16 protein-coding genes and 1 pseudogene are annotated in these 14,624 nt (G+C 42.3%); 12 read left to right on the top strand and 5 right to left on the bottom strand.

What is annotated here, in order from left to right; translation table 11 throughout:
• Positions 1-9: 9 nt before the first annotated feature.
• Positions 10-510, bottom strand: coding sequence for a phosphatidylglycerophosphatase A (locus NST09_RS15105; RefSeq protein WP_024719755.1), 501 nt, complete (start codon positions 508-510; stop codon positions 10-12).
• Between the two features lie 113 nt (positions 511-623).
• On the opposite strand from NST09_RS15105, the gene yutH reads away from it, so the two are divergent.
• The 6 genes from yutH to NST09_RS15075 all read left to right on the top strand — a co-directional run bounded on the left by yutH (position 624) and on the right by NST09_RS15075 (position 8,294).
• On the top strand, positions 624-1,664 hold the full coding sequence (gene yutH / locus NST09_RS15100) for a spore coat putative kinase YutH (protein ID WP_035389301.1): 1,041 nt from the start codon (positions 624-626) through the stop codon (positions 1,662-1,664).
• Between the two features lie 74 nt (positions 1,665-1,738).
• Positions 1,739-2,707, top strand: coding sequence for a D-glycerate dehydrogenase (locus NST09_RS15095; RefSeq protein ID WP_079920602.1), 969 nt, complete (start codon positions 1,739-1,741; stop codon positions 2,705-2,707).
• Positions 2,708-2,929: 222 nt separating this feature from the next.
• Positions 2,930-4,231, top strand: coding sequence for a homoserine dehydrogenase (locus NST09_RS15090; RefSeq protein ID WP_039963829.1), 1,302 nt, complete (start codon positions 2,930-2,932; stop codon positions 4,229-4,231).
• Positions 4,231-5,292, top strand: coding sequence for a threonine synthase (thrC, locus tag NST09_RS15085; RefSeq protein ID WP_008346825.1), 1,062 nt, complete (start codon positions 4,231-4,233; stop codon positions 5,290-5,292). The genes NST09_RS15090 and thrC overlap by 1 nt, the downstream gene beginning before the upstream one ends.
• Positions 5,289-6,221 carry a homoserine kinase gene (gene thrB, locus NST09_RS15080; RefSeq protein WP_336750283.1) on the top strand — a complete coding sequence of 311 codons (933 nt, stop codon included), beginning with the start codon at positions 5,289-5,291 and terminating at the stop codon, positions 6,219-6,221. The genes thrC and thrB overlap by 4 nt, the downstream gene beginning before the upstream one ends.
• Before the next feature lie 102 nt (positions 6,222-6,323).
• Positions 6,324-8,294, top strand: coding sequence for a S9 family peptidase (locus NST09_RS15075; protein WP_342493080.1), 1,971 nt, complete (start codon positions 6,324-6,326; stop codon positions 8,292-8,294).
• A 44-nt stretch (positions 8,295-8,338) separates the two neighbouring features.
• On the opposite strand, the pseudogene NST09_RS15070 reads toward NST09_RS15075, so the two are convergent.
• A pseudogene (locus NST09_RS15070) lies at positions 8,339-8,638 on the bottom strand (NifU family protein).
• Positions 8,639-8,759: 121 nt separating this feature from the next.
• On the opposite strand from NST09_RS15070, the gene NST09_RS15065 reads away from it, so the two are divergent.
• Both NST09_RS15065 and NST09_RS15060 read left to right on the top strand, forming a co-directional pair.
• Entirely contained in the window at positions 8,760-9,089 is a 330-nt protein-coding gene (locus NST09_RS15065) for a YuzD family protein (protein ID WP_008346819.1), read from the top strand.
• A 100-nt stretch (positions 9,090-9,189) separates the two neighbouring features.
• Entirely contained in the window at positions 9,190-9,420 is a 231-nt protein-coding gene (locus tag NST09_RS15060) for a hypothetical protein (RefSeq protein WP_017367979.1), read from the top strand.
• A 48-nt stretch (positions 9,421-9,468) separates the two neighbouring features.
• Here NST09_RS15060 and NST09_RS15055 read toward each other — a convergent pair whose 3' ends face one another.
• Complete coding sequence (locus NST09_RS15055; protein WP_342493079.1) at positions 9,469-10,536, bottom strand: NAD(P)/FAD-dependent oxidoreductase; 1,068 nt, start codon at positions 10,534-10,536, stop codon at positions 9,469-9,471.
• 255 nt (positions 10,537-10,791) lie between these two features.
• Here NST09_RS15055 and NST09_RS15050 point away from each other — a divergent pair, with 255 nt between their 5' ends.
• The 3 genes from NST09_RS15050 (at position 10,792) to erpA (ending at position 12,589) form a co-directional block, all read left to right on the top strand.
• Positions 10,792-11,028: a YuzB family protein gene (locus tag NST09_RS15050; protein WP_008346813.1), complete on the top strand. Its 237-nt coding sequence runs from the start codon at positions 10,792-10,794 to the stop codon at positions 11,026-11,028.
• A gap of 270 nt (positions 11,029-11,298) precedes the next feature.
• Positions 11,299-12,153 (top strand): diaminopimelate epimerase, encoded by an 855-nt coding sequence (gene dapF / locus NST09_RS15045; protein WP_007500427.1) that lies wholly within the window; start codon positions 11,299-11,301, stop codon positions 12,151-12,153.
• Between the two features lie 73 nt (positions 12,154-12,226).
• Complete coding sequence (erpA, locus tag NST09_RS15040; protein ID WP_008357254.1) at positions 12,227-12,589, top strand: iron-sulfur cluster insertion protein ErpA; 363 nt, start codon at positions 12,227-12,229, stop codon at positions 12,587-12,589.
• 117 nt (positions 12,590-12,706) lie between these two features.
• On the opposite strand, the gene NST09_RS15035 is transcribed toward erpA, so the two are convergent.
• On the bottom strand, positions 12,707-13,123 hold the full coding sequence (locus NST09_RS15035) for a hypothetical protein (RefSeq protein ID WP_217816343.1): 417 nt from the start codon (positions 13,121-13,123) through the stop codon (positions 12,707-12,709).
• 202 nt (positions 13,124-13,325) lie between these two features.
• On the opposite strand from NST09_RS15035, the gene NST09_RS15030 reads away from it, so the two are divergent.
• Positions 13,326-13,532, top strand: coding sequence for a hypothetical protein (locus NST09_RS15030; protein WP_008346803.1), 207 nt, complete (start codon positions 13,326-13,328; stop codon positions 13,530-13,532).
• Positions 13,533-13,578: 46 nt separating this feature from the next.
• Here NST09_RS15030 and yumC read toward each other — a convergent pair whose 3' ends face one another.
• A complete protein-coding gene (yumC, locus tag NST09_RS15025; protein WP_008357239.1) occupies positions 13,579-14,577 on the bottom strand; it encodes a ferredoxin--NADP reductase 2 in 999 nt (332 codons plus the stop codon).
• Between the last annotated feature and the right edge of the window lie 47 nt (positions 14,578-14,624).

Here is a 14,624-nt window from a genome sequence, read left to right as displayed (position 1 = left end):
TTTTGTGTTTTATTCTGCATTTCTCGCACTATGTGCCAGTCTGCTTGATGCTGCCGCAGCAATAGCACCGACAATGTCATCTAAAAAGGTGTGGCATTCGCCTGAGGATTTATCGTTGAGTTTCCCAAGAATCCCTGGTTTTTCTTTATCGATATATCCGTAATTCGTAAAGCCGATGGAGCCATAAATATTAACGATGGCAAAGGATAAAATTTCATCCACACCATATAGACTTTCATCTGTTTCAAGAATGGATTGCAGCGGTTCTGTCAGCTTTTTTTGCTCAGCGAGAACATCTAGTTCAACGCCTGTTAAGATGGCATTTTGGACTTCACGTTTTGCGATGACACGTTCCACATTGTGGATGCACTCTGTCATGTCTAAGCCAGGATGATATTTTTCCTGCAAAAAGAAGACAAGGTCTGCTATATCTTGAATGGTTACGCCTCGTTCTTGTAAACGGCGTCTTGCTGTTTTTTCTACTTCGTTCATCTCATGATGATGCGGCATGTTCCTCACCCAATCCTCGTAATTTGTCCACAACGTGTGAAAAAGCTTCGGATAGTAAATAGTATTCATAAATCCCTCAACCTGCGACTACGATATGATAAGAGACTGATTTTATGAACGCAGGTGAAATCATGAAAGAAACCATTTATCACACATTTGGTATTGATGTGCGTCAATTTATGCCATATGGCAGTTATCAGAGCTTTCAAACGGCGAAAGCTCTCTTCATCATTGTTCCCGTGTCTCATTTGCGAGAAGAAGAACTCACAGAGCTTTATCATATCAGTCAGTATTTACTGAATGACGGTGACCCATACGTTGCCGTGTTTGAATTAACAAACGAAGAGAAACCGACTTTTACCCATGGAAAAGAACTGTACGCTCTATTAAAGGCAGCACCGCGGGTTACAAGCCGCTCATTTCAGCACGCATCAGAGCTGGCGGCCTTTCATGTCAGGGGGAGAGGGTTTCCTTATGAGGTGTCTGAAACAAAACGTGTCGGAGCTTGGAAGGAATTATGGGCAAAACGGTTAGACCAGCTGGAAGGCTTTTGGATGCAGCAAATGCATCAAAAACCACTTGAACGATTTGAAAAGAAATTCATTGAATCCTTTCCGTATTATCTCGGATTAACGGAAAATGCCATTCAATATTTAGTGGATACAGAGCTTGATGATGAACCGAAAGAATGTGATTCAGGTACTGTTTGTCATCAGCGCTTTTCACGTATGACCTGGCCACATGAGCAGCCGCTTCGTTTACCTGTTGACTGGGTATTTGACCATCCAACAAGAGATATCGCAGAATATTTAAGAGAAACCTTTGTCCAGCATAAGGAGGATTTAATTGAAGAGGGATTTTCCTTTTTGCAGCAATATGAGCAGGTTACGCCTCTTTCATCATTTTCAAAGCGTCTGCTGTACAGCCGTCTTTTGTTTCCGCTTCATTATTTTGAAATTGTCGAAGGTTATTATATGTCAGGAGAAAATGAAAAATCTTATTATGAAGAACGATTAGATTACGTTTTAAATGATGCGAACCGCTACGAATATTTTCTCAAGGTGTTTCAAGAATTGAGTGCTATGCGCAGCGGTGGGCATCTCATTCCTCCTGTTGGATGGATTCATCAATCCGCTGATTTGAAGTTTCAGTGAACAGACGAAACGTCTCTTTTCTCTTGAGGCGTTTTTCGTTATGCTTAAAGAAATCAACCAAAGGAGTGTTCTTCTTGACGAAACCTTATGTCTATATCACAAGAAAGCTTGATGAAACAACACTTACACCATTAAAAGAAGTCGCTCATATTGATATGTGGACGAGCGAGGATGAGCCGTGTCCAAGAGAAGAGTTAGAAAAACAAGCGGCTCAAGCAGATGGGCTGCTCACGATGCTGTCAGATCAAGTAGATGAGGCACTTTTATCAAATGCTCCAAATCTAAAAGTGGTCGCGAATCTCGCGGTCGGTTATGACAATATTGATCTAAAGGCAGCTAAAAAGCACGGGATCACGGTATGTCATACACCGGACGTCTTAACAGAATCAACGGCTGATTTAGCCTTTGCGCTTTTGATGGCGTCAGCAAGACGAATTGTCGAAGCGAGTGATTGGATTAAGGATGGGAACTGGACAGGCTGGGGGCCGCTTCTTCTAGCCGGTGCTGATGTTCATCATAAAACGTTAGGGATTGTCGGAATGGGCAGTATTGGAACCGCACTGGCCAAGCGGGCAAAAGGTTTTGATATGAATGTTCTTTATCATAATCGTTCAAGAAAGCCAGAAGCAGAAGCACAGCTAGGTGTGACCTATGCCGCATTTGATGAGCTGCTTACGCAGTCTGATTTCATCGTTTGTTTGACGCCTTTAACGCCTGAAACGAAAGAAATGTTTAATAAGAAAGCATTTGAGCAGATGAAGAACACGGCTTACTTCATCAACGTTTCCAGAGGGCAGACGGTAGACGAAGATGCTTTATATGATGCTGTCACGACAGGAAAAATTGCAGGAGCAGGTCTGGATGTATTTAGCAAGGAGCCAGTCAGCCCAGATCACCCGCTAACGACATTACCAAATGTGACAGTGCTTCCTCATATCGGAAGTGCAAGTGTTGAAACGAGAAAAAACATGATGCATTTATGTGCTGAAAATATTGCGCTTGTCCTGCAAAATCAGCAAGCCAAAACGCCAGTTCAGGCGTAATCTCAAGCTTCCCGGCTTCGGGAGCTTTTCTCACAAAAATATTTTGAAAATATAGAATCTTGATATAAATAGCTGTTAAGCGGTTTCATTCTCATATTCTCTTATTTTATTACCTTGTCAAAATGAGGATACCCCTTTATAATGTGTGTACATTGAATGTCTGTGTTAGGTTAACAAATGTCTTTTTAGAGAGGACATTTACGGAGAAAGGTGGAATTTCAGGTGAAGGCAATTCGAGTTGGACTACTAGGATTAGGAACAGTGGGGAGCGGTGTCGTTAAGATTATTCAAGATCATCAGGATAAATTAATGCACCAGATCGGCTGTCCGGTATTAATACAAAAAGTGCTTGTGAGCAATCCCGATAAAAAAAGAGATGTGGATGTGGCAAGAGAGGTCTTCACAACTGAAGTATACGATGTGATTCGAGATCCAGAGGTCGACGTCATTATTGAAGTGATGGGCGGCATTGAAAAGACAAAACAATATTTAATAGATGCACTAAATGAGAAGAAGCATGTCATTACAGCCAACAAGGATTTAATGGCGCTATATGGCACAGAGCTTTTACATGTAGCAAAAGAAAACGGCTGTGACCTTTACTATGAAGCGAGTGTCGCAGGTGGGATTCCGATTTTGCGTACACTAGAGGAAGGTTTAGCCTCTGACCGCATCACAAAAATGATGGGAATCGTGAACGGGACAACGAACTTTATTTTAACAAAAATGAATGTCGATAAAAGTGCGTATGAAGATGTATTAAAAGAAGCGCAGGATCTTGGCTTTGCAGAAGCAGATCCGACGGCGGACGTAGAAGGACTAGATGCGGCAAGAAAGATGGCCATCCTGGCAAGACTCGGCTTTTCCATGAATGTAGACTTAGAGGATGTGAAAGTGAAAGGCATCTCGGACATCTCGGATGAGGACATTAATTTCAGTAAACGTTTTGGCTATACAATGAAGCTGATTGGAATTGCCCAAAGGGATGGAGAGAAAGTGGAGGTCAGCGTACAGCCAACTTTACTTCCTGATCATCACCCGTTATCTTCTGTCAACAATGAATTTAATGCTGTCTATGTTTACGGAAGTGCTGTCGGAGAAACGATGTTTTACGGACCTGGAGCAGGCAGCCTACCAACGGCAACAGCTGTTGTCTCTGATTTAGTCGCTGTTATGAAAAACATGCGTCTTGGTGTGAATGGCAGTGGATTTATTGCACCGCAATTTGAGAAGAAAATCAAATCATCATCCGAAGTATTTGCTCAGCAATTTTTAAGAATACATGTGAGAGATCAAGTCGGAGCTTTCTCCCGCATTACATCGATTTTTTCTGAAAGAGGCATCAGCTTTGAAAAGATCCTTCAGCTTCCTGTCAAAGGGCATGATGAGCTGGCTGAAATTGTGATTATTACACATCAGACATCAGAAGAAGATTTCTCAAATATCCTGCAAACATTAAACGATCTCGACGTGGTGGTTCAAGTGAAGAGCACGTACCGAGTAGAAGGGAACGGTTTAAGCTGATGAAGTGGAATGGACTCATTGAAGAATTTCAAGAATTCTTACCAGTAAACGAACAAACACCTAAACTAACATTAAATGAAGGAAACACACCGCTGATTCATCTCGCAAAGCTTTCCGAAAAACTGGGGATTGAACTTCATGTGAAAACAGAAGGCGTCAACCCTACAGGTTCTTTTAAGGATCGCGGGATGGTCATGGCCGTCGCAAAGGCAAAAGAAGAAGGTAATGATACGATCATGTGTGCATCGACAGGGAATACGTCTGCAGCAGCGGCAGCTTATGCGGCGCGCGCTGATATGAAATGTATTGTCATCATTCCAGATGGAAAAATTGCCTTCGGTAAGCTGGCGCAGGCTGTCATGTACGGAGCAGAGATCATTGCCATTGACGGCAACTTTGATGATGCACTTAAAATTGTCCGCAGCATCTGTGAAAAAGCACCGATCGCACTTGTTAACTCCGTCAATCCATACCGAATTGAAGGACAAAAAACAGCGGCATTTGAAATCTGTGAGCAGCTAGGCTCCGCACCGGACGTACTGGCGATTCCTGTTGGGAATGCGGGGAATATTACAGCGTACTGGAAAGGCTTCAAAGAATATCATGAGAAAAAAGGCACTGGACTGCCAGTCATGCGTGGTTTTGAAGCAGAAGGTGCTGCAGCCATCGTTCGAAATGAAGTCATTGAGCAGCCAGAAACAGTCGCAACAGCCATTCGCATCGGAAACCCTGCAAGCTGGAAGCAAGCTGTAGCAGCGGCAGATGAATCAAACGGGAAAATTGATGAAGTGACAGATGAAGAAATTCTTCATGCCTATCAATTGATCGCACGTGAAGAAGGTGTGTTTGCAGAGCCAGGCTCTTGTGCATCAATTGCAGGTGTACTCAAACAAGTGAAATCTGGAGAAATTAAGCCAGGCAGTAAAGTCGTCGCTGTACTGACAGGAAACGGATTAAAAGATCCGAATACGGCGATTGATATTTCGCACATCAAACCGGTCACACTGGATGCAGATGAAGATCAAATTCTGGAACATTTAGAAAAGGCCGCACGCGTATGAGTAACGCCTCCATGCTTTTTTCAATCACAGTACCGGGAAGCACTGCCAACTTAGGACCAGGCTTTGACTCAGTCGGAATGGCGCTCAGCCGCTATTTAAAGCTATCGGTCTATGACCATGATAGCTGGCTGTTTGAAGCAGAAACAGATGTCGTGTCTGGTATTCCATCAGGCACCGATAACCTGATCTACCAAACAGCTAAAAAGGTCGCAGATGACTTTGGAAAAACACTCCCGCCTGTTCATGTCAAAGTGTGGAGTGATATTCCATTAGCAAGGGGGCTGGGCAGCAGCGCTGCTGCCATTGTCGCCGCTATTGAGCTCGCCAATCAGTTGCTTGAATTAAAGATGACCGATGATCAGAAGCTCTTTTTTGCAAGTGAGGTAGAAGGTCATCCAGATAATGCGGGTGCCTCTTTATTCGGTGGTTTACTCATCGGTCTTCATGAAGAAGACAAGACACATGCCGTTAAAGTGCAGCATGTGGATGTAGATGTCGTCGTCGTGATTCCTTTTTATGAAGTGCTCACAAAGGATGCCCGTGATGTCCTGCCAGAGGATTTTTCCTATAAACAGGCCGTGAGTGCGAGTGCAGTGAGTAACGTCCTTGTCGCCGCCTTAATAACGCAGAACTGGCCGCTTGTAGGGGAAATGATGAATAAAGATTTATTTCATCAGCCATACCGCACGATGCTTGTCCCAGAGCTATCAAAGGTGGAGCACGTTGCTTCATTAAAAGGCGCGTATGGAACGGCATTAAGCGGTGCTGGGCCGACTATTTTGACCTTAGTGGAAAAAGGGAAGGGAGAAGCGCTGAAAAAGCAGCTTGCCCAAAATTTCCCGCATTGTGAAGTGGATGTACTGACGGTGCCGGTAGAAGGTGTCGTCGTCGAGCATCATTCTGTGAATCAAATGAAGAACGTGCTGTGAAGACGCACGTTCTTTTTTTATCCTTGTTTTTCATAACAAAAGCAGGGATTATTATTTAGAGAAGCGAACTATTTTTGATACATAAAAGGGGGAGATCTATTGATGAAGAAATTGATAACAGCAGAGGATTTAACACAAATTGTGTCTGTTTCTCATCCAGTTTATTCACCAGATGGAAAAAAGGCTGTTTTTACAAAAGTATCGGTGAATGAAAAAAAGGATGATTACAATATTCATTTATGGGTTCGAGATGAAGAGACAGGGGAGTTGTCTCAATGGACATTTGATGATGGAAAGCATCATCAACCAGCATGGTCAAAAGACGGAAAGCAGCTTGCGTTTATTTTGCAGAAGCCAAAGGAAGTCCCTCAGCTCGCACTCATTCAGAGCGATGGCGGCGGCATTCGTACCTTAACGAATATTCCTTACGGCGTATCTCATCCTGTATTTTCACCGGATGGAGCGTTCATTTATGCAGCGGTCTCATTAAAACAAGAAGAATCTGTTCATGATGAAAAAAAGGAAGAGTGCGATGACTTTGCTCCGGCAGTATATGATGATTTGACTTATAAAGCAGATGGCAGAGGTTTTTTAGACGGGCGGCTGACGCAAATTGTACAAATCGATGTCTGCTCAGGGGAGGTAGAGACGGTTACGAGTGAGCAGCAGCATCATGTGAATCATGTCGTCTCTCCTTGCGGGAAGTGGCTCGCCTATATTCAATCCAACCCGCAGACGTTTTACATAAGTGATATCTGTCTCCTGTCATTAGAGGACGGTACATCCAAGAAAATCACCCAATCAACAGGCGCTTACTCGACCGTATCATTTTCTCCAAATGGAGAAAGCCTTTTGTACATTGGACATGAACGTGAATTTCAGAATGCAACCTTCCCATCATTGTGGCTGCATGACCTGAAGGAGAAAAAGACCGTTCAATTATCAGAAATGCTCGATATGTATGTAGGAAACTGTATGGCAGGGGATAGTGTTATGGGTGAGGCCAATCAGCTTCCACAATGGACAAAGGATAGTCAGGGGTTTTATGCGCTTGTTTCTGATCAAGGGAGTACCGGAATTTATTATTTCTCTATTGAGGGCTTAGCCTATCCCGTTCGTTTAGAGGCAGAACATGTGACGAATTTCAGTCTTCATCCAGATGAATCAAAAATGCTGATCAGCCGTCTTTCACCTGTCTCGCCTAGTGAGCTGTATGAGCTGACTTTAGGGGAATCCTCACTCAAGCAAATCACGTTTGAGCATGATGACTTTCTAAAGGAACATGTCATATCCGAACCTGAACCAATTTCTTTCCAGTCAAAAGAAGGAGACGTTGTACATGGCTGGTTGATGAAGCCTGCTCAGATGGAAGAGGGGAAGACATATCCACTAATCTTAGAAATTCATGGCGGGCCGCATGCGATGTACGGTCATACGTATTTTCATGAATTTCAAATGCTCGCCGCTGAAGGGTATGCGATTGTGTACATCAATCCTCATGGCAGTCATGGATACGGACAGATGTTTACGGATCGGGTAAGAGGCAACTATGGAGACGTTGATTATGAGGATGTCATGCTGGCTGTTGATCATGTGCTCGAAGCCTATGACTTTATTGATGAAACAAGGCTTGGCGTAACGGGCGGCAGCTATGGCGGTTTTATGACCAATTGGATTGTCGGACAGACCGACCGTTTCCGTGCAGCTGTTACACAGCGTTCCATCTCAAATTGGATTAGCTTTTATGGCATCAGTGATATCGGCTATTTCTTTACAAAATGGCAGATTGATGGGGATATTTATGACTCTGTTGATAAGCTATGGGATCGTTCGCCGCTAAAGTATGTAAAACAGGTGAATACACCACTTCTCATCCTGCACAGTGATGAAGACTACCGCTGCCCAGTCGATCAAGGAGAACAGCTTTTTGTGGCATTGAAGGAACTTGGAAAAGACACGAGATTAGTCAAGTTTCCCAAGGCTTCTCATGATTTATCGAGAAGCGGCCACCCTGGGCAACGTATTCAAAGACTGACCTTCATTCAAGAATGGTTTAGAGAGAAGTTATCCTAATTAAAAAACGGCCCAGTAAGGGCCGTTTTCATGTCATATATGAATTAGAAAACCTGTTCAACTTCTACAACGCCAGGTACTTCTTCTAATAATGCGCGCTCAATACCGGCTTTCAATGTAATGGTTGAACTTGGGCAGCTGCCGCATGCACCAAGAAGGCGTAATTTCACAATGCCATCTTCAATGTCTACAAGCTCACAGTCTCCACCATCACGTAATAGAAATGGACGAAGTTTGTCCAGTACTTCCTGTACTTGGTCTTTCATTTCGACTTCAGTCATTAGATATAATCGCTCCTTTCACAACATATCACCATTATATTCATCTGGACGATAAAAATCTATTGATTGGTTTCAAAGTTTCCTTCTCATTATAGCACAATCTCATCTTGAAACAAAAAGTGATTTTGACTTTTTTCATACAGAAAATTCAGCTAAAATAAAGAAAGAATAGGGGGCTTGTCAAATGAACAAAACCGTTGACCTTTATGTATATGGAAGAGATGTCCTGTGCGCTAGTTGCGTGAATCTGCCTTCTTCAAAAGATACATTTGAGTGGCTAGATGCAGCATTAAAACGAAAATATCCAAATCAGCCGTTTCGCATCACATATATCGATATTGAGCACCCGCCTGAAAACGAACGCCAAAAAGAATTGTCTGAACGAATTCTTGATGATGAATTCTTTTATCCACTTGTCCTTGTTGAGGATCAGATTGTTGGAGAGGGCAATCCAAAATTAAAAGATATTTATCAAGAAATGGAGAAATACGGGTACGAAGAGAGCAGTGAATGAGCTGTTCTTTTTTAGGAAAATAAACAGAACAAACGTTCCTTTTTTAGGTTGATTTAGAACGTTTGTTCTTATATAATGAGATGAAAGGAGCGTGAGCATCATGAATTATTTACTAAAACAATCTCTTCATCAACAAATACCGATTGATATGATTTATATGAAGAAAAATGGAGAGTGTTCGAAACGAAAAATCATTGTACATCGTCAAACTGAACAGTTCATACAAGCGTATTGTTTATCGAAGAAGACGATCAGAACGTTTCGTAAAGACTGCATTCTTGCGCTTGCTCCTATCAAAGTGAACCATCCATCGGTACATGCCGTTTCATAATAAAAGCTCCTTCATTAGAAGGAGCTTTGAGAAAAAATTCACATCATTTTATCCATTGTGATGCTTGTACATCCAAAGAAGTCCAGATTTTAAGAGTCTTGGAACACGACCAACAAGTGGACGATCCGCCACTAAGCCAAAGCCGGCTTTTTTCCCTAGAGAGCCGAGTACGCCTTTTAACTTAAACTGCGGGTAAGCCTCAGGAAGCGGCTCATTTTTCCAGCGTTTCTGTAGAGATTGCACAATTTGCTCTGCCTGTGCCTCGGCAAGCTGTGCACTTGGTGCATGCGGCAAGCTTGCGCAGTCACCTACGACATAGACATGCTCATCTCCAGGGACATTGTGATGAGGAGTTAAGACGACACGGCCCTGTGCATCTTTTTCAACATCCATATCTCGCACGACTTTACTTGGCTGAATTCCTGCTGTCCACACGATGACATCTGCTTCAATTGCATCGTCATGGTTGTACACAACTCCTTCTTCAACCTTTGTAATATTGGCGCAGTTAATGATCTTTACATCGTTTTCTTCAAACCATTTTTGTACATATAAACTTAATCTTTTTGGGAAACTGGAAAGAATCAGTTCTCCGCGGTCAAAAAGAATGATGTTTAAATCAGAGCGGCTTTCACGCAGTTCACTGGCTAGCTCTACCCCGCTAAGTCCAGCACCGACAATGCCAACTGTTGCACCTGCGCTCAAATTGTTTAATTTGTTATACGCAAGTCTTGACTGATCAATGGTTTGAATGCTGTATGTATGTTCTTTCGCCCCAGGGACATTGTGATACTTGTCCTCACAGCCGAGTCCGATTACCGTATCATCATATGGAATCGGTTCACGGTCGCTAAATAAGATCTGTTTGTTTTCAATATCAATTTTTTCTACTTCCCCGTATTGAATATCCAGCTTCGGATGCTCTGGAAAAGATACTCGAATGTGATGATCAGAGATCGTTCCAGCAGCAAGTGCATAATATTCTGTTTTTAAACAGTGGTAAGGATTTCGATCAATTAATGTGATAGTAACATCATCAGGTAATTGATTTGGCAATAAGCGGTGGAGAACCCGCATATTCCCGTAACCTCCGCCGATCAAGACTAAATTTTTCATGACGATTCTCCTTTTCCCCCTAGACATTGAAAAACACTTATACTAAAAAACTTTAAGTTAAAATACCAAATAAAATTATATCGAATTTACTGTGAAACCACAATAATTGTTTCAAAATAACCTACATATTCATTACTTAGTCCTAAATAGTAAAACATTTTACGAGGAATAGGCGTAACGATTTATTGAAGCTCATGTTTTGACTAATAGAAGGAATTTCGGTAGGATAGTAAGGCAAATGTGAGGTGAAGCACAGTGTTTCCACTGATCGAATTTTGTGTAAGTAATCTTGCACAAGGGTCTCAAGAAGCAAAAGAGAAACTTGAAAAAGACCCAAACTTAGATGTAATGGAATACGGTTGTTTAAGCTATTGCGGCAAATGTATGGACTCCCCATTTGCCCTTGTGAATGGAGAATTTGTTTCTGGAGAAAATGCAGAGCAGCTAGTCGAGCGTATTTATGCTTTTATAGAGGAAAACGACATGTTTTAAATGCACCACATGGGTCATGAGGTGCATTTTTTTCATATATTCAGTTTCCGTTTTTTAGGGGAAAATGTAGAAAGCGCATCCAATATGTTATGCTAATAAAATATCATCAAAATGAAGCATCACACGAGAGAAAAAGAGACATATGCATAATAAAAGCCCTTTGCCATGGCAGCAAAGAGCTTCTATGTATGAAAAACGGGGGATGATAAGATTGTCTCCTGAATCGACTCCTTTTATACTATAAAGAAACAACATTTTTGGAGGACGCTCATGACATCATTTCAATTCACGAAAATGCACGGACTAGGAAACAATTATATATACGTCAATCAGATGAAGGAACAGCTTCCAGAAGAGCAGCTGTCAGAGATAGCGATCCGCGTTTCTTCTGTTTATACAGGTATCGGTTCAGACGGAATGATCCTCATTTGCCCATCAGATGTTGCGCCTGTGAAGATGCGCATTTTCAACAATGATGGATCAGAGGGGAAAAACTGCGGTAACGGTCTGCGTTGCGTGGCAAAATATGTGTATGAGCATCAAATCGTAACAGACACAACGTTCCAGATTGAGACATTGTCAGGACTCGTTGAGGCGACCGTTCATGTGCAGGATGGTCACGTTCAGTTAGTGACAGTAGATATGGGAAAACCTCGTTTTGAAAAAGAAGCGATGCCAATGCTTGGTGAACCGGCCAGTACAACGATTAATGAACCGCTTGATTTTGGCACAACGACCTTAAATGGAACAGCTGTTTCAATGGGGAATCCCCATATCGTTTTCTATTTAGAAGACATTGAACAGGCGCCGCTCGATTCGCTTGGGCCAATCATTGAAAAGCATGACATGTTTCCAGAAGGCGTCAATGTAGAATTTGTGGAACGAGTCAGTGAAACAGAACTGCATTTTCGCGTGTGGGAAAGAGGATCAGGGATTACGCAAGCGTGCGGAACAGGAGCATGTGCTGCGGCTGTATCAACGATTGTCAATGGACATGCGAAAAAAGAAACGGATATGACCGTTCATCTAGCTGGCGGAGACCTCATCATTCGCTGGAAAGATAATGACCATGTGCTGATGACAGGACCTGCTGAAACAATTTGTGACGGCACATTCTATCTCTAAACCATTTATTTGAGAAAAGGCAACATCACGTTTATAATTGAAAAGAAACATCCAGTCAAAAGGAGGGATGATCGTGAGTACACCAGTAACGATTACAGAAGCTGCTGCATTGCAGATTAAAGATATGATGAAAGAACATGAAGAAGAAAATGCGTTCCTGCGAGTGGGCGTAAAAGGCGGCGGCTGCAGCGGTCTTTCATACGGGATGGGCTTTGACCATGAAGTCTCAGAGAAAGACACACAGTTCGAACAGCACGGCATCAAGGTCCTTGTCGACTCCGAAAGCCTTGACATCATGAACGGCACCATCATTGATTTCAAACAATCACTAATGGGCGGCGGTTTCACGATTGACAATCCGAACGCGATTGCGTCATGCGGATGCGGTTCTTCGTTCAGAACAGCCACAAATACCGGTACGCCGGAAGAGTGTTAATATCTGACCATGGATAAAGATGAGTCTTCTTGTTTGTTTGCTTTATGAACAAGAAGGCTTTTTTTGTTTTATTAAGAAAGACAAATATAAAAGAGACACTCATTCAGCGTCTCTTTCTCAAATGGCTTCTTCTATTTTCATTAGTTCTTTATCCAAGACATCCACCAAATCTTGGGTGCTAAACATATAGATCACCACTTCTTTATTGCCATCTTCCACATGAACTTCAACCTCAATTTTCATCTTGGCTCGTTCTCCAAGATAAACCACTTCAAAGATGCCCATTCTTTTTGTTTCATTGTTTTTATTCATTTTTCGAACGTTGGTGAGTATCTGTTTGATTTCTTGATCACTCAAACCAGCATCTAAAATCGAAGTAGACACATGTGTTAAAAAAGGTTCTAGCTGATCAACATCCATATTCAATCCGGCAGCGAATTGAGCATAATGTTTGTTATAGTCTTTTGCAAACACTTCAACTGAACCGCCAATCATCAGTAACAAGCTCAAACTAATCATGAAACGCTTTATCATCTTTCCACCTATCCTTCATGACAATCTTCTCCTTCTTATATCGGTTGAACCAATCAAACCTTCATTCATTCCATTCCTTCTTAAACAATTTGTAAATCGCTCAATTTTGTTACAGCTTGTCCTCACAACTGGCTATTTCCACTCGAAAAGAGTATCATGAGAACCAAACATAAACTGTCATCAGAAAAGAGGTTGCTGAGGTTTGAGTGAACAAATCAATTGCAGGAACTGTCATGAACTGATTCCGTATCGGTCAAAAACATGTCCATCTTGCGGGATAGACAAGCCGCTTCCGAAAAAGGAACGTGTGAAGGATCGGGTGATTTTGGTTGTGGCAGGAATTGTTGTGGTGCTACTTGCTGCAATGGTACTTGGAATGGCGAATGCCTATATTGGGATTTTTAAATAAACAAAAAAGGAGTTCCGCAGATGGGACTCCTTTTTTTGATCCGTTCTTATTTATTTTCAAATAAGCTTGTGGAATGAAGCGGCTGTACACGGGCTTTCGGATCCATGTAAGCTTTGGCGTTGTTCACAGCAGTTGGTGCTTCACCAAATCCGCTTGCGATTAATTTGACTTTTCCTTCATACGTACAGATGTCTCCTGCCGCATAGAAGCCTTCGATGTTGGTTTCCATTGTGGATTTGACCACGATAGAGTTCTTTTCGATTTCAAGGCCCCATTGTTTGATTGGTCCAAGGGAGGAAACAAAACCGAAGTTGACGATCACGTCGTCCACATCTAGTACTTGCTTTTTATCGCCTTTGACTTCTTCAAGCACAATTTGTTCGATGCGGTCTTCTCCAATGAGCTCCGTTGGGACAAATGGTGTCAGCACATTGACTTTCGAGTTGTGCAAGTTTTCTACACTGTGCTCATGTGCACGGAATTTATCACGGCGGTGAATAATCGATACTTCTTTTGCGATTGGCTCAAGCATCAGTGCCCAGTCGACCGCAGAGTCTCCGCCGCCAAGAACAGCGACACGTCTGCCAGCGAATTGGTTCAGATCATTGATGAAGTAATGCAGGTTGCTTCCTTCAAATGATTCTGCTGCATCTAGCTCAAGCTTTCTCGGTTGGAATGCACCGTTACCAGCTGTAATGATGATCGTTTTTGAATAATGAACCTCTTGATTCGTAACGAGTTTGAAGATACCGTCTGCTTGTTTTTCAACCGTTTCCACAGCTTGCTCTAAGCAAATGGTTTGATCAAATTTATCCATTTGTTCCTTTAAATTATCAACTAATTCTTGTGCGCGGATTTTTGGGAAACCAGCCACATCATAAATGTATTTTTCAGGGTAAAGAGCGGATAGTTGACCGCCGAGCTGAGGAAGGCTTTCAATGATTTTCACACTTGCCTGTCTCATGCCTCCGTAAAACGCAGTAAACAATCCGACTGGGCCGCCCCCGATAACGGTAATGTCATATACCTTAGAATCTTCTTGCATTCCTTAATCCTCCCAAATGAAAATTGTTATCACTATATCATATCATA

It is taken from the genome of Bacillus sp. FSL W7-1346, assembly GCF_038593335.1.
Taxonomy (GTDB): Bacteria; Bacillota; Bacilli; order Bacillales; family Bacillaceae; genus Bacillus; species Bacillus altitudinis.
Note: the sequence above shows the minus strand (reverse complement) of the source record. Positions and strands in the feature narration are given on the sequence as shown.